20 protein-coding genes are annotated in these 22,745 nt (G+C 62.1%); 7 read left to right on the top strand and 13 right to left on the bottom strand.

The window, feature by feature from the left end:
• Entirely contained in the window at positions 1–894 is an 894-nt protein-coding gene (locus tag FJE54_RS08610; protein ID WP_139652393.1) for a DUF5996 family protein, read from the top strand.
• Here the strand turns inward: FJE54_RS08610 and FJE54_RS08605 are convergent.
• Positions 891–2,216 carry a dihydrolipoyl dehydrogenase family protein gene (locus tag FJE54_RS08605; protein WP_139652392.1) on the bottom strand — a complete coding sequence of 442 codons (1,326 nt, stop codon included), beginning with the start codon at positions 2,214–2,216 and terminating at the stop codon, positions 891–893. The genes FJE54_RS08610 and FJE54_RS08605 overlap by 4 nt on opposite strands.
• Before the next feature lie 199 nt (positions 2,217–2,415).
• Here FJE54_RS08605 and FJE54_RS08600 point away from each other — a divergent pair, with 199 nt between their 5' ends.
• Positions 2,416–2,823 carry a VanZ family protein gene (locus FJE54_RS08600; RefSeq protein ID WP_139652391.1) on the top strand — a complete coding sequence of 136 codons (408 nt, stop codon included), beginning with the start codon at positions 2,416–2,418 and terminating at the stop codon, positions 2,821–2,823.
• 83 nt (positions 2,824–2,906) lie between these two features.
• On the opposite strand, the gene FJE54_RS08595 is transcribed toward FJE54_RS08600, so the two are convergent.
• The 9 genes from FJE54_RS08595 to FJE54_RS08555 all read right to left on the bottom strand — a co-directional run bounded on the left by FJE54_RS08595 (position 2,907) and on the right by FJE54_RS08555 (position 11,693).
• On the bottom strand, positions 2,907–3,692 hold the full coding sequence (locus FJE54_RS08595; protein WP_139652390.1) for a rhomboid family intramembrane serine protease: 786 nt from the start codon (positions 3,690–3,692) through the stop codon (positions 2,907–2,909).
• Positions 3,693–3,818: 126 nt separating this feature from the next.
• On the bottom strand, positions 3,819–4,757 hold the full coding sequence (locus FJE54_RS08590) for an NAD-dependent epimerase/dehydratase family protein (RefSeq protein WP_139652389.1): 939 nt from the start codon (positions 4,755–4,757) through the stop codon (positions 3,819–3,821).
• Positions 4,758–4,789: 32 nt separating this feature from the next.
• The gene (locus FJE54_RS08585) at positions 4,790–5,170 is read right to left on the bottom strand and encodes an MGMT family protein (protein ID WP_255467317.1); all 381 of its coding nucleotides are present in this window, start codon (positions 5,168–5,170) and stop codon (positions 4,790–4,792) included.
• A 58-nt stretch (positions 5,171–5,228) separates the two neighbouring features.
• A complete protein-coding gene (locus FJE54_RS08580; protein WP_180326668.1) occupies positions 5,229–6,083 on the bottom strand; it encodes an SDR family NAD(P)-dependent oxidoreductase in 855 nt (284 codons plus the stop codon).
• 203 nt (positions 6,084–6,286) lie between these two features.
• Positions 6,287–6,715 (bottom strand): DUF3788 domain-containing protein, encoded by a 429-nt coding sequence (locus FJE54_RS08575; RefSeq protein ID WP_139652387.1) that lies wholly within the window; start codon positions 6,713–6,715, stop codon positions 6,287–6,289.
• 60 nt (positions 6,716–6,775) lie between these two features.
• Complete coding sequence (locus tag FJE54_RS08570; RefSeq protein ID WP_180326667.1) at positions 6,776–7,675, bottom strand: helix-turn-helix transcriptional regulator; 900 nt, start codon at positions 7,673–7,675, stop codon at positions 6,776–6,778.
• 325 nt (positions 7,676–8,000) lie between these two features.
• A complete protein-coding gene (locus FJE54_RS08565; protein WP_139652385.1) occupies positions 8,001–9,905 on the bottom strand; it encodes an FAD-binding protein in 1,905 nt (634 codons plus the stop codon).
• Between the two features lie 121 nt (positions 9,906–10,026).
• Positions 10,027–10,998, bottom strand: a complete 972-nt coding sequence (nrfD, locus tag FJE54_RS08560; RefSeq protein ID WP_139652384.1) for an NrfD/PsrC family molybdoenzyme membrane anchor subunit — start codon at positions 10,996–10,998, stop codon at positions 10,027–10,029.
• A gap of 47 nt (positions 10,999–11,045) precedes the next feature.
• The gene (locus tag FJE54_RS08555) at positions 11,046–11,693 is read right to left on the bottom strand and encodes a 4Fe-4S dicluster domain-containing protein (RefSeq protein WP_305002898.1); all 648 of its coding nucleotides are present in this window, start codon (positions 11,691–11,693) and stop codon (positions 11,046–11,048) included.
• Between the two features lie 149 nt (positions 11,694–11,842).
• Between FJE54_RS08555 and FJE54_RS08550 the strand changes: the two genes are divergently transcribed.
• The 5 genes from FJE54_RS08550 (at position 11,843) to FJE54_RS08530 (ending at position 16,097) form a co-directional block, all read left to right on the top strand.
• A complete protein-coding gene (locus FJE54_RS08550; protein ID WP_139652383.1) occupies positions 11,843–12,286 on the top strand; it encodes a GntR family transcriptional regulator in 444 nt (147 codons plus the stop codon).
• A complete protein-coding gene (locus tag FJE54_RS08545) occupies positions 12,276–13,217 on the top strand; it encodes a slipin family protein (RefSeq protein WP_139652382.1) in 942 nt (313 codons plus the stop codon). The genes FJE54_RS08550 and FJE54_RS08545 overlap by 11 nt, the downstream gene beginning before the upstream one ends.
• Positions 13,214–13,834, top strand: a complete 621-nt coding sequence (locus tag FJE54_RS08540; protein ID WP_139652381.1) for a cytochrome c3 family protein — start codon at positions 13,214–13,216, stop codon at positions 13,832–13,834. The genes FJE54_RS08545 and FJE54_RS08540 overlap by 4 nt, the downstream gene beginning before the upstream one ends.
• Before the next feature lie 173 nt (positions 13,835–14,007).
• Positions 14,008–15,687 (top strand): energy-dependent translational throttle protein EttA, encoded by a 1,680-nt coding sequence (ettA, locus tag FJE54_RS08535; protein WP_139652380.1) that lies wholly within the window; start codon positions 14,008–14,010, stop codon positions 15,685–15,687.
• A gap of 239 nt (positions 15,688–15,926) precedes the next feature.
• Positions 15,927–16,097, top strand: a complete 171-nt coding sequence (locus FJE54_RS08530; RefSeq protein WP_218971911.1) for a helix-turn-helix domain-containing protein — start codon at positions 15,927–15,929, stop codon at positions 16,095–16,097.
• A gap of 179 nt (positions 16,098–16,276) precedes the next feature.
• Here the strand turns inward: FJE54_RS08530 and FJE54_RS08525 are convergent, their stop codons facing one another.
• The 3 genes from FJE54_RS08525 to FJE54_RS08515 all read right to left on the bottom strand — a co-directional run bounded on the left by FJE54_RS08525 (position 16,277) and on the right by FJE54_RS08515 (position 22,729).
• Entirely contained in the window at positions 16,277–17,722 is a 1,446-nt protein-coding gene (locus FJE54_RS08525) for an IS3 family transposase (protein WP_139651282.1), read from the bottom strand.
• Positions 17,723–18,186: 464 nt separating this feature from the next.
• Positions 18,187–20,898, bottom strand: a complete 2,712-nt coding sequence (gene fdhF / locus FJE54_RS08520) for a formate dehydrogenase subunit alpha (RefSeq protein ID WP_139652379.1) — start codon at positions 20,896–20,898, stop codon at positions 18,187–18,189.
• On the bottom strand, positions 20,891–22,729 hold the full coding sequence (locus FJE54_RS08515; RefSeq protein WP_139652378.1) for an NAD(P)-binding protein: 1,839 nt from the start codon (positions 22,727–22,729) through the stop codon (positions 20,891–20,893). Before FJE54_RS08515 ends, fdhF begins: the two co-directional genes overlap by 8 nt.
• Positions 22,730–22,745 lie beyond the last annotated feature (16 nt).

The following is a 22,745-nucleotide window of genomic DNA, read 5'->3' as shown; positions in this document are numbered from 1 at the left end:
ATGAAAGCCCTCCCGTATTCTTCCTGGAGCAGCACTGCGGAAACCGTGCATCTCGTCTCTCAGATGCTCGGCAAATTCAAACTCGACAAAATGCCCGCGCAACCCGAATGGCAGCAGGTCACGCTTCCGCTTACTGCCACGGGTTTCACCACCGGCCTCGTCCCCTGCGAGAAAAACGCGTGCAGCATATCGATCGACCTGTTCGCCTCGACCGTAACCGCAACGAGCACCGACGGATCGCACAGCTCGTTTGAGCTTCGCGACCAGCGCTCGATCGCCCAGTACTACGACGAGTTCAAGCGCATGCTCGACGAGATCGGCATCGATACGGCCATCAACCCCGCACCTCAGGAAATGGATATAACGACCCCCTTCGACGAGAACACCGAAACGCGCCGCTACGATGCGCGCGCCGCGCGCGAAGGGTTCGACATGTTCGCGTTCGCGTATCGGGCTATCCTCGGTTTCATGTCGGGCTACCGCTGCAAATCGGCCCTTCCGAGCTTGTTCTGGGGCACGTTCGACGTGACGGGCGTGCTGTACAGCGGAAAGCCCGCGCCGTATCCTGGAAACGGTATCATCGAACAGGTTGCGTTCGATGAGGAGCTCATCGAGTTCGGGTTCTGGCCAGGTGACAGCGCCGAGGACAACCCGAGCTTCTTCGTGCTTCCCTATCCGTTCGTCGAAGAAGACCTTTCGGGAACGCTCAGCGCATCATCGGCCGGATTCTACAGTCTAGAGAAGGCCGAATACTTCCTTCCCCTCGAGAAAGCTCTTGAGCGAAATGATCCTGAAGCCGAGGTGCGCGGTTTCTTCGAAGAAGCATTTCACACGCTTATCCAGCGAGGCGGTTGGGAGCAGAAAGATTGGTACACCGAGCCGCTTCTGGTTTAGACAAACGAGGATAAATCGCTTGCAATGGTGGGGTAGCCGAATATCATGCGGTCGAGATCGTCGTGGCCGATACCCCTGTCGATCAAAAGCGCAAACAGGTTGATCAACTCGTCGGCCTGGGAATTCAGCGCGGCAGCCCCGACGAGACGATCGCCTTCGAACACGAGCTTCACGTATGCAACCGGATCATTGAGCCTGCGGTACGTGAACCAGCCGGTAACGTCTACGGATTTGACCTTGTACCGATCGGGATTCTGTTCAGCCTCTTTCGTGCTCACCCCCGCTTGCGCCACCTTGGGGCTCGCATACACCACCGAAACCATGGGGGGATACGAGAGAGAGTCGGTCGAATTTCCGAGGATCTGCTGCGCAACGTAGCGGCCCTCGAACGACGCCACCGGCGTAAGCTTCGGCTCGCGCTTCGAGAGTACGTCGCCGCACGCGAACACGCGCTCGTTCGCCGTTCGAAGATGGTCGTCGACCACGATACCGTGCTTGTCGTAGTCGATATGAGCGTTTTCCAAGCCGAGGTGCTCCACGTTGGGGATTCTTCCCGTAGCACCGACAACGCACGCGCTTTGAGCAGAATAGCCGTCAGCTTCGAGCGCGAATCCGTTTTCGGTCTTCGCGATGCGCTTAACGTCGACATCGAACGCGAACTCGACTCCCCGATCCTCAAGCGCCTTCACCAAATCCGACACAAGATCGGCGTCGAAGCCCTTGAGGGGCCGATCGTTGTGATGGACGATCGTCACCTTGCTGCCTGCGGCGTTCGCGATGGAAGCGAGCTCGAACGAAACGTATCCGCCTCCGAGAAAGGTCATCGTCTCCGGCAGCGTATCCATGTCGAGGAAGTCCGTGCTCGTAGCGAGGTACTCCTTGCCTTCGATGTCGAGGATGCTCGGTCGCTGCCCCGTCGCGATGACGAACGCGTCAGCTTCGATGGTTTCCCCCGCAACCTCGATCCGTCCCTCGTCGACGAAGCGGGCCGAGCCCTCGAGCGCATCGATGCCCGCTTCTTCGGCGCCTTCCTTGAACGAGCGCGGGAACGGTTCGGTGAACGTGCGCTTGAACGCCATGAGGTCGGGCCATGCGATAGACTCGATGGGATCGAACCCCTTGCCTGCCAGCTGGTTGGTGCGCTCGACCGCCTCCAACCCGCTGACGAGCATCTTCTTGGGATCGCACCCCCTGTTGGGACAGGTGCCTCCCCACAGGTCCTCCTCAACGAGGGCGACGCTCTTGCCGCCGTCTTTCAGCGCGTAGGCCGCAGCCGAACCGCCGGGGCCCGATCCGATTACCACAACGTCGTAGTGCTTCATAACGAACCTCCGTCGGTTGCACCTGGGTTTCGGCATCAGACGATGCCGCTTGCCGTACAAGGGTGCGGCAACGGGAAAGCGAATACAACGGTTGTTCGGGCATCGCTGCCGAAACGTAAGCGTTCAGAATACCTTACGAAACGAGCACAGGTTGCAAAGCCGCGCCCGAACGCGCGGCGGCAGTGGTAGGGTGTGCACTATGAAGAACGCACCGAACGATACCGCTGGGAACAAAAACGCGAGACCCGCGTCGCTTACGATGCTGCGCTGGCTGCTCGTTGTCGCATGGGTGCCTGCGCTGTTTTTCCTCGCGCCGAACCTGTCCGTCCCCGCACCGATCGTAAGCGTGGTCGGTTTCGCGGGCCTGAGCTTCATCCTCGTGAACGCCCTTTGGCAGCATATGCCGCTCAAATCGTCCTGCATCACGGCGGCAGTGCTCGCCGGGATCATCGGCGTCCCCTGGGAGGCGGTCGTTTTCATCGTCACCGGCCAGGAAGCCGAGGTTTCCCTGTGGCTCACCAACGCGATCGGCGCGATCGTCGGAGCCGTAGTCGCCTACCCGGTCATGCAGAAGATCGACGCGTTGACAAGGAAGGTCCTGCGATAGCCTGCACGATAGCCTGCAGCTGCGCCTCCCATCACATGCGATTCCCACGCAGCGACAAGCACCAAACCGCATCGCTGAGCTTTCTACGCGAACAACCCCCGGCTCACGAGCAGCCAGACTAACGCCCCCGCCCACACGACGGCCACGACAACCCGCACAACCGTGTTCACCCGCAGGTTCTTACTCGGAATCATGAACATGGCGATGAGGCCGCCGAGCGCGCCGCCCAAGTGCCCGCTGATCGAGATGCTCGGGACCAAGAACGTGTACACCACGTTGACGGCGATGATGCTGAGCATGCTTTTGCTGTACTGCGAGAAGTAGCGGCGGTTGCCCTTGTGCAGTAGGCCCAGCAGCGCAACGGCTACGAACAGCGCGAACACGCTCGTCGAAGCGCCGGCGCTCACCACGGGGGCTCCTGCCGAGAACACGTCGGACGCGTACGATATCGCGTTGCCCGTAATGCCGCCGACGAAGTACAGAAGCAGAAAGTTGCCGCGGCCGAGCACCCGTTCGAGCACCTCTCCGACGCTGTAGAGCGCAACCATGTTGAATGCCAGGTGCATGAGGTCGACGTGCAAAAACATCGGCGTCGCGAAGCGGTACAGGTCGAGCGGCGATTGGATCAGAGGCGCGTACATAGCACCCATGTCGACGAGCACCATGGTGGGGATGTTCACCCTGAACCCGGCGAGAATCGCTTCGATGGCGAACACGACCACGTTGATCGCGATGAGCGCAAGCGTGACGATACGGTACTTGTTCTGCTGCAGGAAGCTCGGCTTGTTCGAGGAAAGCAGCTTTTTCAGCTGCTCGTCGTCGATCACGTTTCTCTGAGGGCCCGCCCCGGTCCCGTTGGTCTCTTGCACCGCTGCTCCTCGCCGATAGCCGCCGATAGTTCGGGTAGCAATACTACCATGGCCGCGAACAGGCGAAGGTGGCGGTCGGGTGCCGTCACGCACTCGTCAGAAGTCGCCCGCGAGCACAGCGGTGCGCTAGAGCGAGAGAGCTGCTTCCACCTCCGTCATCTTCGCATCGTGCAACGTCGGGCGAGCGCGGCGATACCATGCGTACGCTTCCTCGAGCCCCTTGGCTAGCCCAACTTCGGGTAGAGCCAACCCGAACCTCTCGGCTTTCGCGGTATCGAGCAGGTACGTGCAATCGCGAAACGGAAAGAATTCGCGGGCGTCCAGCTTTCCGCGGTAGTCCACGGCCGCACTCCGCGGCTCGACTCCCACCGCTGCGGCAGCGGAAGCCACAAGATGCTCCCACCCGATCGTCACGGGGTGCGTGTAGTTGAGCGCTTCGGCACCGCGCCAATCGAGCCGCGGGAGCCCTTCGAGCATCCGCACCAGATCATCGATATGCACGAATTGCGTTCTTGCCGCCCCTTTGGGAATCGGAATGGCCGCGCCCCTTTCGAGGCGGTCGAACAGATACGCCTCGCGGTACAGGTTGTTTCCCGGTCCGTAGATGTAGGCCGGACGGATGATCGCCAAGGGAAACCCTCTGCGGGATTGCTGCGCGCAAAGCAGCTCCTCCGCGGCAAGCTTGCCCGAGCCGTAGGCGCCCCAGATCTCGTTTTCACCCTTGGGCGCGTCTTCGGCCATCGGTTCGTCGGAGGTGCGGTAGACGGCGCCCGAGCTGAGAAAGACGTACTTCGTCCGCTCGTCGAGCGCAAGCGATTCGAGAACGGGGGCTATATCGCGCACGGAGTATCCCGACACGTCGAACACCGCATCGAAGCGCATCCCCCGCATCTGCCGCAAGCTCGCCGCATCGGTGCGATCCGCCCGCACGTGCCGAATGGCGCCCTCGTAGTCGACAGGCGCGATACCGCGCGTAAGAATGGTCACCTCGTGCTCACAGGCGATGAGCCGGATGGCCAAGGCCCGGCTGACGAATTGGGTGCCGCCCAAAACAAGTACGTTCACGCTGCTCCGTTCGCTCTACCCGCGCCGCGCGCTCACTCGAGGCCGAGCGTCAACTGCTCGGGCTCGGGGCTTGCAGGCCAGCGGTGCTTCCGCATGTCGATGGTCTCTTCGTCGACGAACGTGACGCCCTCGGCTTCCAAGAGCTCGCGCTGCTTGTCCTTGCCGCCGAACGCGTACGAGGGCGCGAGCGTCCCCTTCGCGTTGACGATGCGGTGGCACGGCAGGTTCCATTCGCTCAAGACGCGGCTCATGGCAAAACCGACTTCGCGCGACGCCTTGGGATAGCCTGCAAGCTCGGCGATGGTCCCGTAGGTGCACACCGTTCCGGACGGCACGCTTTTCACCTGCTCGTACACGCGCCCGAAAAACGCGTCGTCCATATCGATAAGGCCGGATCCTTTAGCTTCGCTCACTGCAATCACTCCCATCGGGAGTATGCTAGCACGACCGACCGCACTCGGGCCAGAACCGTTAGCGCAAAAGCTTCTTCACCGCGCATACCGCCGCGACGGGAACAAGGGCCGCAGCCGCTCCGATGAGGAGAGGGCGCCACGCCCGCATCGCTTTGACGCCGACTGCCTGGGACAGCGGTGCCTCGTACGCAAGCCGCGGGCGCTTCCCCGTGATCGCGCGCTTGATCGAGGGCATGAGCGTGTCGAGCGTACTGCGTTCGAGTACGTCGAAGGCGGCGTGCTCCTGATCGAGGATGTCGTCGAGCTTGTCGGCGAACAGGCTGTCGGGGCCCATCCAGCACGCCTTGGAGTTCACGAGCCGCTGGTTGAATCCCGTATGGTAGGCGCCGGGAAGAATCACGCTCACATCGATGCCGGAGTCGATCATCTTGAGCTCCTGGCGAAGCGCCGAGGCTAACATGGCGATGGTCGCCTTCGTGGCTTGGTACACGCTCAAGAACCGCACGGGCTGGTAGCACGAAAGCGACGACGTGAACACGAGTCGGCCGCTTCCCTTCTTGAGCATGCCCGGAAGCACGCTTTGGGCAACGGCGAACATCGAGAACACGTTCGTCTCAAACGCCCGCTTTACCAATTCCATATCGATCTCGGCGATGCTGCCGCTCACGCCGATGCCGGCGACGCCGAAATACGCGTCGATGTCGAGTTCGGCCGCATGGGCGCGGTCCTCGGGGTCGTCCACATCGAGCTTGATGAAGGCGATGCCCGCGCCCTCGGGCATGCCGAGCGCCTCTTCGAGCTCCTCATCGGTATGGACGCCCGCGATGACGCTATGACCCTCGGCGGAAAGCATCTTCGCCGTCTCGAACCCGATTCCCGATCCGGGGGTGACTCCCGTTATCAATACGTTCATGGCAACCTCGTTTCTACCCGAGGGCGCATGCGCGCCCCGGCCGTTAGGGGCCACCATACTACGCCTTGGCGATGCGCGCGGAGCGTATCCGTTGTAAGACCGTCGGCCATCCGAAAGCGAGGCGTCAGAACCTTCATAGGGCGATTGCACGCCGGACGCAAGCGTCGTTTCCGCAAAGCTCGGCACCCGCTGCACCCGCACTCTCAGCGCTTGATGCTCCGGCGCACCTGCACAAGGCGCTTCACGTCGTCGAGGATCGCCTGATCGGTCACGTTGATCATGAGCCAACGGCCGCCTGCGCTGTGGTGCGTCTGCTCGAAGAGCGTTTGCGTGTACGGCGTGCACCCCGCGATTACCTCGAGCGCCTCGTCGTACTCCTTGTTGCCGATGACCACGAGCGCGATGAAGAACCCGTCCATCGGATACAGCGTGCACAGCGAGCGGCCTCCTTTGCGGTACTTCACGTTCCACCCCGGTTGCTCCGAGCAGCAGCTATACGATGGTTCGGGCTCGACTCCGTAGCCGTCCTGCAGAAACGCGTTGAAGTCGTTCCAGAGGGGCGTTTTCGCGAATTCGTCTATATCGTCCAAGCTCGGCTGATCGTCGGCCGCATACCGTTCGTTCCAATTCATAAGTGCCTCCTTATCGGTTTCGCAGGCCCATTCTCGCGCACCGTATATGACAGCTGTATGTCATATATCGATCACGGACGGGCGTCCCGCGTCCAAGCGCTCGCGGATGCTCTGCGGCTGAAGCACGGTCACGGCATCGCCGAACGAGTGCAGCAGGTCGAAGAGATAGAGCCCCGCGGGATAGGAGGTGTACACGTGAAGGCCGCCTTCTTCCGAGGTTTCGATGGCGTCGATGTCGAACTCGTCGTACACGCGTGAGGCGACGCGAGGCTCGAACACGAGCTCGAGCGCGATCAGCTCGTAGGGCGGAGGGCCGTCTTCGGCTTCGAGTTCGGGTACCCGGTATTCGCTGCGCTCGAACGACCTGCCGCATAACGCGATGTCGCTCATCCGGTTCACCTTGAACGTGCGATAATCGTTTCGAGTCAAGCAGAACGCCTGCAGATACCACGCCTTCGACTTGAACACGAGCTTGAGTGGGTGCGCTTCCCGCTCGCTCACGGCACCTTCCGCATTGGCGTAGCGGAACCGGATCGCCTGTTCGAGCACGATGGCGCGACGGAGGATGTCGAAGCGCTTGTCGTCCTTGCGCTTGTAACCCCAGCGCGAGAAATCGACCTCGATCCAATCGGTGCGGGGTTCGCCGAACAGGACGCTGAGCTTTTCGAGGGCCGCGTTGTCGAGCGAGCCGTTTCGGGGAAGGCTCTGCAACCCGAGGAGCACCTGCTCCTGCTCCTCTTCGGAAAGGAGTGCCTTGTCGAGCACGAAGCCGTCGACAAGCGATACGCCGCCATCCGATCCGCGGCTCGTGTAGAGGGGGATGCCCGCCTGCATGAGCGCGTCGATGTCGCGATGGATCGTCCGAGCAGACACCTCGAAGCGTTCGGCGAGCTCCCGAACCGTCACCCTGTCCCGGCTCATGAGCAGGTAGACGATCTTGAACATGCGGTCGATTTTCATGGAAGGACTCCTTCGGCATATCCGCTCGGCAAGACGGCGTCGTCCGCCGTCAAGTCGCGGGACGAATCCCATTGTAACCCGTCGCGCGCTTAGCAGGAGCGGCCGTTACCTGCGCACGGATTTTCAAAGAAAAAGGCTGTGCCTCATGCGGCCGAGCAAGCACAGCGCGGGCGCGGGGAGTCCGCCCTTTTCGCCGCACGCACGCGAAAAGAGCCGAAACCTGTCAGAGGCTTCGGCTCTTTCCAGTAGAGGCTTTTGATACGGCCCCTTCCAATGGTCAAGCGCGAGTCTGCCGCGTTGTCACACGCAGCTGAACGGCGAATGCCTAACGCACTTCCTGCCCCGTCGCAACCTTACCCGCAACGCGGCCATGGGTGATCGCCATGCCAATGGAGTTGCCCGCTATCGGGGTAACGTAGCCGGTGCCGAAGCGGCCGCCGAGGCAGTTCCCCGCCGCCCAGAGTCCCGGAATCTTCTTGCCTTCGCCGTCCACCACTTGAAGATGGCCGTCGGTGAGCAACCCGGCAAAGCACACGAGGCCCACGCCGCTCCACCGTTCGTTCTCGAAGAAGGAGCCGATGTAGGGAGGTTCGTCGATCGGGGACATGAACTTGTCATCTTTGTCGAAATCCGCGTCGTGACCCTGCTTGCAGAGCTCGTTGTACCTCTCGATGGAAGCTACTGCTTCTTTTGTCGCCTCGTCGGAAAAGCCCATAAAACCGCAAAGCTCTTCGATGGTATCCGCCTTGTAGACGATATGCGGCTGACGCTCGCACTCGACGCTGTCGCGGCACCGGCCTCCGTTGGGGTCTCCCACCGGCACGTTGTCGACATCTTCTTTGAGCTCCGTCACGTACTCCGTTCTGCCGGCGTTGGGAGCACCGAGCTCTATGCCGCCCCGCTTCAAGACGTCGAACCATTTGCTGTCGGAGATAGTGCAGATCGGACCGAGCGGCTGCCTGAGGCTGTTCGCCCATGCGTTGGACACGGCAGCCTCGTTCATGAAGCGCTTCCCCTCGCTGTTGAGCCAGATGTAGGGAACCGTACCCCAAGGAGCACCCGTCCAGTAGTAGTTGAGGATGGGGCGCGGAAGCGGCTCGATCTGCCCGCCTATCCAGCAGGCCATCTTCTGCCCGTCGCCTTCGCAGAAGCTTTCGGCGCGGATATCCTCCGGCCCCTTGCCCGCACGCGCTGCGAACTCGGATATCTCCGCGAGAAGCGCCCACGCCATTTCGACGTTTCCGCCAAAGTCCCCCGTGCAGAGTATGACGCCCTTCGCTGCATTGTACCGGGTGTACGTTCCGTCCGCATTCTCGGCGTACACTCCGACGACGGCGCCGGAATCATCGGTGATGAGGCTGCGGGCGCGCTGCTCGTAATGCCACTCGGCACCGAGATCCTGGCTCTTGAGAATGGAGAACTGCTGCACCTCGTCGAATCGGGAGTAGTCGTTCGACTCGATGCCGGACTCGTCGCCGATAACGTGGCTGATCTCGCCCACCACAGAAGCCGTGGACGCCCACGTTTTGAATCCGCCTTGAGCAACCGGGTACTCCACCGGTCCGTCCAAGACTCCCGCTGCCTGCGGAACGTACATCGAGCTGGGATCCGTAGGGCTGACGTCGGGATTCGAGCGCTTGACCGGCTTGATCCGATCATCCGGCCAGTTGACCAAGCTTATCATGTGGTCGAAGGTTTCTCCCGAATTGTACACGAAGCGCTTGATTATCTCGGCATTGTTCCTGCCCGCGCATCTCATCATGAACTCGTTGACGATCTCGCCCTCATCGTAGGGACCGAACCCCTGATCGATGAGCCATTGCGAATTGACATGTCCCACATCCCTGCCCTTGACCTTCCGGTACTTTTCGGATGAGGATTCGAGTACGTGGACCTTTGCGCCCCCTTCCGACGCTGCCAGGGCGGCCTGGATTCCCGCGTTTCCTCCGCCGCAGACGACGATGTCTCCGTCAAAGGTCTCGGTGACGTCGGCTTCGTCGATCTCGGGAGGCGTGCCCAGCCAGTCGATGCCTGTCTGATAATACTCGTTCGGGTTTCCCGAGCCGCTGTCTGCCGGAGCGGCGCTATCCGAGCCTGCCTCGCTCGGCTTTGCCGGCGCGGGCGTGCAGCCCGGCAGGACGGCAGCTCCTGCGGCTATCCCGGCGCTCACGGCGAGACCGGCTCCTAAAACGGCTCCGCCCTTCAGCAAGTCCCTTCTTGAAACGTCCATCTCTGCCCCTTTCCCCTTCTCGACGCAGTGCTATCGGGTCCCAATTATCTATCGTTCTATATATATAGATCTTCCCGATGGCTGCATCATAATCGTTCTATTATTCTATGTCAATATATATTTACATGATCGAGAGCAACGCCTGACCGAGGTAGTCCGCACCCATGCCTACGTGAAGAACAAGGAAGCGAAGGGTGCAATCGCCCGCCACCGTAAGCAGGGCGCCGAGAGCGAGGAGCTTCCACCCCGCGCTGCTTTTCAAGAAAAAGCTCGATACCGACAATGCGAGCGGCGCAACGAGGCCCCCCGCAACCACGAGCCCCCAGAACGGCGCAGAGCAGCTGCCGAACAGGAGCAGCTCGGCCGAAGCCCGGGCGGCGAATTGCTGCGCGGTCAGCGCACCCGATCCGCCTTGCAGCATGGTCGCCACGTAAACGAACAGCAGCGCACCCTCGACGGTCACCGCCCCGATGACGATGCCCGCGAAAAGCCGACGCCGCCTGCGCGAACCCTTCTCGGCGCTTCCCGTGATGACCGCAAACGCAGACACGGCGTTCACCCCCGCCCCAAGCGCACTTGCGAGAAACAGGCACGGCAGAAGCCACGAATCCCAGAAGGGGACGCCCTGCGCCTCCTTGAGCAGCATGCCCGTGTACAGCGCTACGAAAAGCGCAGGCGCGAGACCGACGAGCGAAAACGCCGTCCGCAGCCTTTTGCGCAGACCGGGATGCCCCTCCCATACCTCGGAGAGCACCTCCGACGTCTTCCCCGTCGCGAGAAAAGCGGTGATGGAAAACACGACCAGAGCCGCAAGCGCTCCCCACGCGCCCAACGCCATCCACGAGGCGGGACGGCTGAAGCTCTGCCACACGAGCAACGCCCTGTCCGGGCGAACAACCTCGGCAAGCAGCGAAAGCAGCCCGACCGCAATGCACGCGACGGCAACCCAGTAGGAAACCGCGAGCGCCCGTCGATGCCGCTTGCGCCGCACAAGCGACAGCACGGTTGCGGCGGCGAACGTGCCCGCACCGAGCCCCCCGAGAAAGAGGTAGAGCCCAACCTGCCATCCCCATGCCGTTTGGAGTTCGATCATGCGCGGTCCTTGCCGGTTTCAGCCATCAGACGCCTTTCATACAGGGTTCACGTCAGATAGAACGACGGCTCGGTGGGCGCTTCGAGCAGCTCGGCCTTTCCCGCCGCCTCTTCCACCTGCCGGCGCAAGTCTTCGAGTTCTCCGAAGTGCAGGGCCTTCGCCGGACAAGCTTGCACGCAGTACGGTTCCTCGTCGGGCTTCACGCCGGCGCCGAGGCAGCAATCGCACTTGTCCATACCGAGCGAGGTATAGTGCGGCACTCCGAAAGGGCACGCCTCGCGGCAATACCTGCAGCCGATGCAGCGGCTCTGATCCACCGCCACGATGCCGTCCTCGCGTTTGCTTACGGCTCCAGCCGGGCAGACGGCCACGCAGGCGGGGTGCGCGCAATGCATGCACGAAACCGAGACGAACCTCGACTGCCCCTGCTCAAAGGTATACGAGACGAGTTTCCTGCGCGCTTCGCAATCGTCGGGCGTGTCGCTCGCCTCCCTGCAGGCGGCCACGCACGACGCGCATCCCACGCAGGTCCTCGTATCCATCCAGAACCCGTAGCGGGCGCGCTTGTTCCCGGAAACCTCAGAAGAAACGGCGGAATCGGAAGGGGCGCATGAGGCAAGCGTTGCCACCGACGCCAGAGCGACGCATGCCGTCGCCAGCACACAGCGCCGCGTTGCCGAACGCGCTGGTTTCATACGATCCACACCCACTCCCATCGAGTGCCGCGCTTACGCTTCCCAGAAACAGCTTTCGGCTTCGCCCCGAAGGACAGCCCGAAGTTCGCTGTTGATTGTTCGAAACTATTATAATACTATATCATTCACCGACAAAGGAAAGGGTTGCCATGGACCCGTTCGACTCCTATAAAATCGACAAGAAGAGCGATATCCCGATCTGGGTGCAGCTGAAGCAACGCATTACCTACCTCATCATATCGGGCGCGTACCAGCCGGGCGACCAGCTTCCGACCGTGCGAGAGCTGGCCGTGCACCTCGACATCAACTACCACACCGTGAACAAAGTCTATCACGAGCTGGAAGGCAGCGGGCTTATCGAAGTGCAGGCCGGCCGAGGGTCACACGTCGCCGATCTGAGCGACTCGCACTTCATCGCATTCGAGGGCGAGCCCCATATGATAACGTCCGAATACGTCTCCCAGCTTTCCCAGCTGGGCATGACCGCTGAAGAAATCGTTCGGATCGTGGCAGATTATCTGGACGTTCGCATCACCGTCGACGCGGTTTCGGACAACGCTTCTGCAGGAGGAAGGGCGCGCCGTGTCGGGTAAGAAAGGCAAGAAGGCAAAACGGAGGAACAGGTTGCCCGCCACCGCGCGCGCCAAGAAACCTCTTTCCTCCCGCATGGGAGTGTGGCTTTTCGAGGCCTTTGCATTCGTCGTATCGGCTCTCCCCCTCGGCCTCGTGCTCTATCATGGCTGGCCGTTCTGGCTGGGGCTCATCGCCCTCGCCTACCTGGTCACCGCGCTTTTGACGGTGCACGTCACGCAGCAATGGGAGAAAGTGGTCGTGCTGCGCCTCGGACGCTTCAACCGGGTGGAAGGGCCCGGCATCTTCTTCACCATCCCCTTCCTTGAATCGGCCGCGCTGCGGGTCGATCAGCGCATCATCGTGACGCCCTTCTCCGCCGAAGAGGCGCTCACCGCCGATCTCGTGCCGACCGACATCGATGCCGTTCTGTTCTGGATGGTGGTGAACCCCCAAAAGGCCTGGTGCGAGGTGGACAACTATCCTGACGCCGTTTCGTGGTCGGCGCAGACGGCGCTGCGCGATGCCATAGGAAGGATCAACCTCGCCGATATCTCGACGCGGCGCTCGCAGCTCGATTCCGAACTGCGGGAAACGCTCAACGCGAAAACAAGCGATTGGGGCATTTCGATCCTCTCCGTTGAAATCCGCAACATCCTCATTCCCGAAGACCTGCAGGATGCGATGTCGCGCGAGGCGCAAGCCCAGCAGGAAAGCAATGCGCGCGTGATCCTCGCGGAAATCGAAAACCAGATCGCAGAGCTGTACGTAGGGGCGGCAAAGCTGTATCGCCAAGACGAGATCGCATTCCAGATACGCATGGCGAGCATGGTGAACGAGAGCGTGAAAGAAAGCGGTGGGAACAACCTCATCGTGGTTCCCAGCTCCTTCAGCGAAGGCTTCAACGCCGGGACCATGAACGACGTAAAGGATCTCTTCACGAAACAGGGATGATCGTCATGCGCGGGGATGCGAAGGGGAAACCGAAGATTCTCGTAGCGGCGGGGTTCGCCTCCTGCCTGCTCGTTGCGGCCGGTTTGCTCGGCTGCCAACCTCCGTCCCCCGGCGAAACGCTGATGCCCGGAATTTCCGCTGCCGAGGACATCTCTTCGCAGGAAGAGTTCACCTGGAGCCAGGATCTGGAGTGCGCGCCCTGCCACACCCCCGAAGCCCAATCGGCGGCCGACTCTGCGTGCACGAGCTTTTCCAGCGCTCGATCGCGTTGTTTGACCTGCCATGATGATGCTCAGAAGCTGACGGAGGCCCACGAAGACATGCGCAACGCCAAGCCCCCCGCCAAGGCCGAGCGTACCATTGTCGAAAGCGAAGCCTGCATGAGCTGCCACGATACCGGCTCCCTCGCCGAGAAAACGATCGACAGCACCGCCCTTACCGACAGCTACCGAGCAACCATCAACCCCCATGCATTGCCGGAGAACGAGAGCCATTCCAAGATCGACTGTACCGCCTGCCATACGATGCACGGATCCGCCAACGCATCCGAGATGGCCCCCGAAGCGTGCCAGAGCTGCCATCACGCCGACATCTACGATTGCGAGCGCTGCCACTAGCGGCGCAGATAAAGCCGACACGTCCGTTTCGCCGGGAACAACCCGCCCCGGCCGATCCGCTTCTCAATCGCCTGTAGGCACAGACGGATAATCCACACGAAATGCTCAGCGCGCCGCAACCCCACTCATGAGACAATACCCACGCACCGCAACTCCGAGCAAGAAAGTACACCATGGCAGAATTCATCTACACAATGTATCAGGCGCGCAAGGCGCACGGCGACAAAGTCATTCTCGACGACGTATCGCTCTCGTTCTATCCCGGCGCGAAGATCGGCGTCGTCGGTCCGAACGGCATGGGCAAATCGACGTTGCTCAAGCTCATGGCCGGGCTTGAAGACGTCACGAACGGCGAGGCGCGCCTCACACCCGGCTATACGGTGGGCATTCTCCAACAGGAGCCGCCGCTCGATGAGGATAAGACCGTCATCGAGAACATCCGCCAGGCATTCGGCGACATCCTCGCGAAAATCGAGCGCTTCAACCAGATCGGCGAGGAGATGGCCTCGCCCGATGCCGACTTCGATGCGCTCATGGCCGAAATGGGCGAGCTTCAAACCGAGATCGACGCGGCCGATGCATGGGATCTCGATAGCCAGCTCACTCAAGCGATGGATGCGCTCCAATGCCCCGATCCCGACTCACCGGTCAAGCAGCTCTCGGGCGGCGAACGCCGCCGTGTGGCGCTCTGCCGTCTGCTGCTCGAAGCGCCCGATTTGCTCCTGCTCGACGAGCCGACGAACCATCTCGATGCCGAATCGGTACTCTGGCTCGAGCATTTCCTCCACACCTACGAAGGTGCCGTGCTCGCCGTTACCCACGACCGCTACTTCCTCGACAACGTAGCCGAGTGGATCTGCGAAGTCGACCGCGGCCACCTCTACCCCTACAAGGGCAACTACTCCACCTATCTCGAAACCAAGGCTAAGCGTCTCGAGTCCCAAGGGCAACAGCAGGCGAAGCTCGCTAAGCGCATGCAGTCCGAACTCGAATGGGTACGCAGTTCGCCCAAAGCCCGCCAAGCCAAAAGCAAGGCCCGCCTCGACCGCTACGAGCAGATGGAAGCCGAAGCTCGCGCTGCAAAGAAACTCGACTTCGCAGAGATTCAGATTCCCGTGGGTCCACGCTTGGGCTCGAAGGTCATCGTCGCCGAGCATCTGCATAAGGCGTTCGGAGACCGCGTGCTCATCGACGATCTCTCGTTCACATTGCCCCGAAACGGCATCGTCGGCGTGATCGGCCCGAACGGTGTCGGCAAAACGACGTTGTTCAAAACCATCGTGGGGCTCGAGGAGCTCTCGGGCGGCAACCTTGAAATCGGCGAGACGGTGAAGATCGCTTACGTCGACCAGAATCGCGAGGGCATCGATCCGAACAAAAGCCTGTGGGAAGTCGTCTCCGACGGCAACGACTACATGATGGTGGGCGATACGGAAATCCCGAGCCGCGCGTATGTGGCGAGCTTCGGCTTCAAAGGCTCCGATCAGCAGAAGAAGGCCGGCGTACTCTCGGGTGGCGAGCGCAACCGCTTAAACCTCGCGCTTACGCTCAAGCAGGGCGGAAACCTTTTACTGCTCGACGAGCCCACCAACGACCTCGACGTCGAAACGCTTTCGAGCCTGGAAGAAGCGCTGCTCAACTTCCCCGGCTGTTCGGTGGTTGTCAGCCACGACCGCTGGTTCCTCGACCGTATCGCAACGCACATCCTCGCATGGGAAGGTACCGACGAGAATCCCGGCACGTGGTACTGGTTTGAAGGTAACTTCGAGGCATACCAGGAGAACAGGATCGCACGCTTGGGACCCGACGCTTCGAAGCCCCACCGCATCCACCGCAAGCTTACGAGAGATTAGGTTTGCACGGCATACCAATCAGCTCCAAGAAACAGCTCCCGACATCCGAAACGAGCACCTCGCGAATCCCCTTGGACGCGGGGTGCTCTTGCTTTAGGCCTCCTGCAAAACCGGGCAATCAAACTCATCGGTTCACGCGAACGCATGAAATATGGCTTCTCGGTAGCATTTTCATGCGTTCGCGGTAGTTTTCCTAAAAGATGTCTTACTCACTTCAACGCATGAAAGGAGTATGCTGCATGATTCCCTACGCAACACCAGAAGAGCTCGGACGCATCATACACGATGAGCGAAAGCAAAAAGGATACACGCAAACGAAGCTGGCACGGTATTCCGGGGCTGGCATCACCTTCATCTCGAACCTCGAGAACAGCAAAGAGATCTCCGAGCTTGGGGTACGCTCCAGGTAATCCAAACGCTCGGCATGGACGCTTTTGTTCGGGCACAGAGCAAGCAAAGGAATCGCTGTCAATGTTCAGAATCACAAGGGTTTTGATTTTGCCGAGTAATACCTACACCTCACGTTCCGAAGTTCGTCAATTCTGGCACAAAATCCGAGGTTGGGGGTGCGGCAGGATTCTTGGACTGCTCAGGCCGCCAGCCCGAGCCTCCTGCGGCGGCCCTCGATGGTCTCGCAGGTGGCCTTCTTCCCGTTCTCCCTGAACGTCTTGAGGCGGCCGTCATTGTACCACGTGATGTAGCGCGCGACGGCCTCGAATATCTCGGCGACGGGCGCCCCCGCGCGCACGAGCGAATGGAACGCCTCGACCTTCGCCCGGCCGAAGAAGCCCTCGCACGCCGCGTTGTCGGGGCTGTGCCCCTTGCGCGACATCGAGCGCACGAGGCCGGCCCCCTCGCACAGCGCGATCCACCCCTTCCAGCGGTAGTGCCCGCCGCGGTCGGAGTGGATGACGGGACGCTGGCCCTCCCGAAGCGTCGCTATCGCGTCGGCGAGCGTGGAGTTCGCGAGCTCGGCGTTGGGGCTCTCCGAGGCGCGCCAGGCGACGACCTTGCCGTCGAAGCAGTCGACGACGGCGGACAGGTAGCACTTGCCGTCGCGCCCCCGCATCTCGGTGATGTCGGTGAGCCACAGCTCGTTGGGCGCGTCCGCCGAGAAGTCGTGCCTCCCGTGCTCGCCGAGCAGCAGGTTCCCGGGCGCGTCCGACACCTCGCCCGCGTACGAGCTCCATCTCTTCTCCGACCTGGAGCACCGGGCGACGAGCCCCTGGCGCGCCATCGACTCGCGCACCCTGCGCTCGGGCGCGCGGACGCCGCCGGCCTCCAGCGCCGCTCTGAGGCGGCGGTAGCCGTAGATCCCGCCGTTCTCCGCGAAGGCCGCGGCCACGGCCCCGTCGAAGCCCCCGTCCGTCATGCCGGACGGGCTATCGAGCCTCGCCCGGTGGTAGAGGTAGGTGCTCTTCGAGATTCCCAAGAACGTCGAGATCCGGGCCAGGGAGCACCCGCAGTCCCGCCTCAGCCTCTCGCCTAACCCGACGAGCCGCCTCTTCGACAGGCTCGCCGGGCTTGCGGCTTTTGGGTCGCGCATCAGCTCCTTGTAGACGCTCACCTCGAAGAGCGCCTCCTCGAGCTCGGCCCGGAGGGCCTCGATCCGCCTGTCGTCCGATCCCGCCGCCTGCCCCATGCCCGGCTTCGCCCCCTCGTCCTCGCGCGGCGCGCCCTCCGCGCCGGTCTCGGACATGATAGCGCTTTTGCGGGCCTTCCTGCTCCAGACCGATATTATGCTCGCTTCGGCGATGCCGAGGCGGCGGGCGATGTGCGCGGGCTTCTCCCCGAGGCCGTAGAGGCGGACGGCCTCCGCCTTGGTGGCCTCGGGGTAGCGGGAGTGGGGCGCGTGCTCGGCGCGCCCCTTCACCCTGGGCATCTCCGCCGGCAGGGAGCCCTCCTCGGCCTGCTCCAGCCACCGCCTCAGCGACTCCCTGGACGGGGTCCCCCATTTCCGCTCGGCGGCGCGGGGCGTGAGCCCCTCGGCCCACATCGTCTCGACGTAGCGGACCTTCTCCCTTTCCGTGTACATGCGGCTCCCTCCTCGCGGCCCCCGCGGGGGCCGCTCGATCGGTCGTGGACCGCCTGCCGGCGGTCCAGCTTCCTGCCGCACCTCCGGTTTGACAATTGTGTAAATTACTACATAATAAAATTCTACTCGTCAGCCTACATAATGCCTGATCGCAAATTCTGGTGATTTCAAATCCAAAATATACTATATTCTCTAATTGTCAAACCTCCAATTTTGTGCCGAAATCCGGTAACTCGGGAACACAGCGGATAGCTCGCATGCATATCGTTATTCGGTTTCCAGAAAGCACAGATGCCAAATCATCTCAAACGCGATCGATGCACTGGGAAACGCCTGCTTCAAGCGCACGTTCCCTCATGTCCGCCATCGGCAAATTCCCAAAGCGAGGGAAAGCCGCATGCACGCACCATCGCAGACGGCTCCGTTTCCCGCCCTACGCTCCCTCGCTCCGCCCAACTTCCCGTCTACGCTCTTTCAACCCGCACCGCGCACACTTTGTACTCGGGAGTCTTCGATACCGAATCGAGTGCGGCGATCGTGAGCCAGTTGCTGTTTCCGTCCTGGAAATGAAACGGCATCCACGTCTGGCCGGGAGACGTCTTTTCCGACACGCGGGCAACCGTCTCGATCGCACCGCGCCGTGAAGCTACCCTCACCTTGTCCCCGTCGGCAATGCCGAGCGCTTCGGCATCGCGCTCGTTCATCTCAATGAACGAGCTGCCAGCCGCCTCATTCAAGCCCTCAGACCTGCCGGTCATCGCGCAGGCGTTGTACTGGTAGAGAATGCGGCCCGTCATCATAACGAGCGGGTATTCCTCATCGGGAATCTCGGTCGGCTGCCGATAGCTGGAAAGCGAGTACGCCCCCATCCCGCGAGAAAACGCGTCCACATGGAGAATCGGCGTCCCCGGATGATCGGCATCGGGACACGGCCACTGCAAGCCTCGGCCCGCGACTTCCCCACCGTCGAGCCGTGCATGGCTTACGCCTCCGTACGACGGCGTAAGCGAGGCGATCTCGTCCATGATTTCGGCGGCGGACAGGCGCGGCTGGGCGTATCCCATGCGGTTCATGAGATCGATGAAGATATCGGTATCGAACCGCGTGTCGCCTGCGATGTCAACCGCCTTGCGAACGCGCTGGATGCGCCGCTCGGTGTTGGTGAACGTACCTTCCTTCTCCGCAAAGCTGCGACCAGGCAGAATTACGTCAGCGTACTTCGCCGTCTCGGTCATGAACAGCTCGTCGACCACGAGAAACTCGAGCGCCTCGAGCGCGCGGATGACGTGGGCCGTATCGGGGTCGGTGCGCACGGGGTCTTCGCCGAAGATGAACATGCCCTTGATGCGCCCGTCGATAACGGAGGGAAAGCACTCCGTTGCCTTGAGCCCGGCCGCGCGAGGAAGCTCCACGCCCCACGCCTGCTCGAACTTCGCGACAACCGCCGGGTCGGCAACCTTCTGGTAGCCCGGGAAGTCGGCGGGAGCCGCGCCCATGTCGCATGCGCCCTGCACGTTGTTCTGTCCGCGCACGGGGTTCACGCCGCATCCAGTGCGTCCCACGTTGCCCGACACCACAGCGATGTTCGAAAGCGCCATCACGCCGTCGGTTCCCGTCGCGTGTTCAGTCACTCCCAAGCAATACAGAATCGCTGCCCGCTCGACGCTGCCGTAGAGACGCGCCGCCTGCACGAGATCGCGCGCATCGATGCCGCAGATGTCCGCGACCTTTTCGGGCGTGTACTCCTTCACCATCTGGGCCAGCTCGCCGAAGCCCTCTGTGCGGCTTTCAACAAACGCCGCGTCGACAAGGCCTTCCTCAATGAGCACGTGCACGATTCCGTTCGCAAACGCCACGTTCGTGCCGGGCTTGAGCTTGAGATGGACGTCAGCCAAACCCGCCAGGCCGATATCGCGCGGGTCGACCACAATGAGCCTGCATCCCCGCTCGACGGCGGCGCGTACCTGCATGCCGAGCACCGGGTGAGCCTCTTCGGGGTTCGATCCCACGAGCATGATGACATCCGCCTCTTGCGTGATGTCGCCGATGGAATTCGTCATTGCCCCTGAACCTAACGTTGTTGCCAGACCGGCAACGCTCGGGGCGTGTCAAACGCGGGCGCAGTTGTCTATCGTATTCGTTCGAAGCGCCGTGCGGGCCATTTTTTGGAACAGGTAAATATCCTCGTTCGTCGAACGAGAGCAGGCGAACGCAGCAAGCGATTCGCCGCCGTAGCCATCCCGCAGCTCGGTGAAGCGCGCTGCCACGAGATCGAGCGCCTCGTCCCACGTAGCCGCTTCGAATTTCCCTGAATCGGGGTTCTTAATAAGCGGCGTGCGGATGCGGTCGGGCGCATCGACGAAGTCGTAGCTCGCAAAGCGACCCTTCACGCACAGAAGCGATTTGTTCGAGGGGCCGAGCGCTCCTTGCGAATCGACAATGCGTCCGTCTTCGACGACGAGGTTAAGCTGACAGCCCACGCCGCAATGAGGGCAGGTGGTGAGCACCTTTCCCACATCGCTTGCGTAGTAGGCGGCACGCCGTTTGCTCTTGAGTGCGCCTGTCGGGCACGCTTGGGCGCAGGTTCCGCACGACTCGCACGACGTCTCGCGCCAATCGCTTCCGAACGGTACCTCGATGACGGTGCGCACACCGCGCTTCCCCGCTTGCAGCGTGTGGTTGCGGGCAGCTTTGTTGCAGGCGCCCACGCAGCGCTCGCAGGCGATGCAGAGGTTCGGATCGTAGGCGAGAAACGGATTGCCGTCCACGATCGGCTCCCGCATGCGCTCAGATGCGAGCGCGGGCTTGAGCACCTCGTACTCGTCGCAGAGCAGCTTAAGCTCGGATTCGTCTCCCTTGGCTGCCGCGAACAGATCGTCTGCCGCTTCGGCCTCGAGGTCCGCCACGATCAGCTCGAGCGCGATGCGCCGGTATCCGGTGAGCCTCCTCGACTGCGTGACAACCGCCATGCCGTCTTCGGCGATTGTCGAGCACGCGCATACCGGATGGTCGACGCCCATCACGTCCACCACGCACACCCTGCACGATCCGATGGCGCTCACGTTCTTGAGATAGCAGAGCGTCGGAATGCGAATACCCGCAGCCTCGGCCGCATCGAGAATCGTCGCGCCATCAGGCACCTGAACGCGCACCCCGTCTACCGTCACATTACGCATAGTGCTGCCTTCCTCCCTCGAGCGTGCCGCAGCCGAAATGATCGCAGCGGAGGCACCGCGCGCACTCCTGTTCAACCTCTTCGCGGCTCATGCCGCCTTCGACTTCGAGAAAATCCTGCTTGCGAATACGGGCCGGGCGCTCCGTTATCTCTACGCGTCCTGTCGGCGTTCGGTCGTTGGGGGCCGCATCGGGCGCTTCGACGTCGCATGCAAGCGTATGATGGAAGCCGAGGAACTCATCGATGTTTCGGGCGGCAACTTTGCCCGCGCCGATCGCGCGAATCGCCGAGGCGGGCCCCGTCTGGCAATCGCCCCCGACGAACACGTTGGCGAAGCCCTCGGCCCGCAAATGCTCGTCCGCGTCAAAGCAGCCCCAGGTGGTCTTCATGCCGAACTCTTCGAACGGCTCGGCCACGACGGCTTGGCCCACGGCCATGAGCACCGCATCGGCCTTAACGCGCCCAGCAGGTTTATTGGCTGCGAGCGGAGCGGGCCTTCCGTCTTTCACCGGCCCGATCATCTGGGGCTGGGTCACAAGCGCAGCGCACCTGCCCTGCTCGTCCACCTCGATACCCGCAGGCGATTCGAGCACCACCATTTCCACACCTTCGGCCACCGCGCTTTCGACTTCGGCGGCGAGCGCCGTCATATCGTCTTTGCGCCTGCGATACACCACCGACACTTCGTCGGCTCCCGCCCGCACCGCCGTGCGCGCGCAATCCATGGCCACGTTGCCGCCGCCGATCACCACAACATTCTTGCCCGTGAAATCAGGGTATGCACCGTCGCCGATATCGCCGAGCAGCTCGACCGCCGAAGCCACGCCTTCGGCCTTCGCGTTATCGATCCTGAGCGTCTTGCCGCCTTGCGCACCAATCGCAACGTACACGGCATCGAACGATTCGACGAGATCGCTCATCTCGCCCGACCCGATCGCTTCCCCGCAGCGCACTTCAATGCCGCCGATCGAAAGAATGCCGGCAATGTCTTCGTCGAGCCGCTCCCGCGGGAAGCGGTATGCGGGAATGCCGTAGCGAAGCATGCCGCCGAGCTGCGCCCGCGCCTCGAACACGGAAACGCGATGCCCCATGAGCGCGAGGTAGTAGGCACAGGTAAGCCCGCTCGGACCGCCGCCCACGACCGCGATCGCACACCCGGTATCCACGCCGCGCTTCGGGGGCGCTACGGTGTCTGCGGGCGCATGGTCGACGGCGAATTTCTTGATACCGCGGATATTGAGCGGCGCATCGATGAGCGTTCTGCGGCACCGCGTTTCGCACGGATGCTCGCACACGTAGGCGCACGCGGTGGGAAACGGATTGTCTTTGCGGATCATGTTTACCGCATCCGCGTACCTCGCCGCGCCGGTAAGCGCGATGTAGGCAGGAACGTCCACATGGGCGGGACACAGCGTTTCGCAGGGGACGGTCTGGCCGACGCCTTGCAAGCAGCGCCGGGCGACTATATGGCTTCGGTATTCGTCCTCGAACGTTTCGAGGCCGTCGAGAACCGCCGATGCCGCTTCGTAGCCGATTGCACAGTCCGCCGTGTCGCGGATCATCTCGGCAAGCGCCCTCATGGACTCCAGCTCGGCATCTTCGGCCTCGCAGGAAACAACGCGCTCGAGCATCGATGAGAGGCGCTTGAGGCCGTCGCGGCACGGCACGCATTTGCCGCAGGTTTGCGCTGCGCTCGCTTGGAGAAGCGAAAGCTGCACGGCAAGCGGGCACGTGCCCGGCGCCGTCGCCTCAATGCGGCGTGCGTACGCCTCCACGAAATCTGCGATGCGCTCGTCGGCGCGTGCCCTCGGCGCAACCGATAGTCTCACCACCAGCTCCTCCGTATCG

It is taken from the genome of Raoultibacter phocaeensis (genome assembly GCF_901411515.1).
Lineage (GTDB): Bacteria > Actinomycetota > Coriobacteriia > Coriobacteriales > Eggerthellaceae > Raoultibacter > Raoultibacter phocaeensis.
Note: the sequence above shows the minus strand (reverse complement) of the source record. Positions and strands in the feature narration are given on the sequence as shown.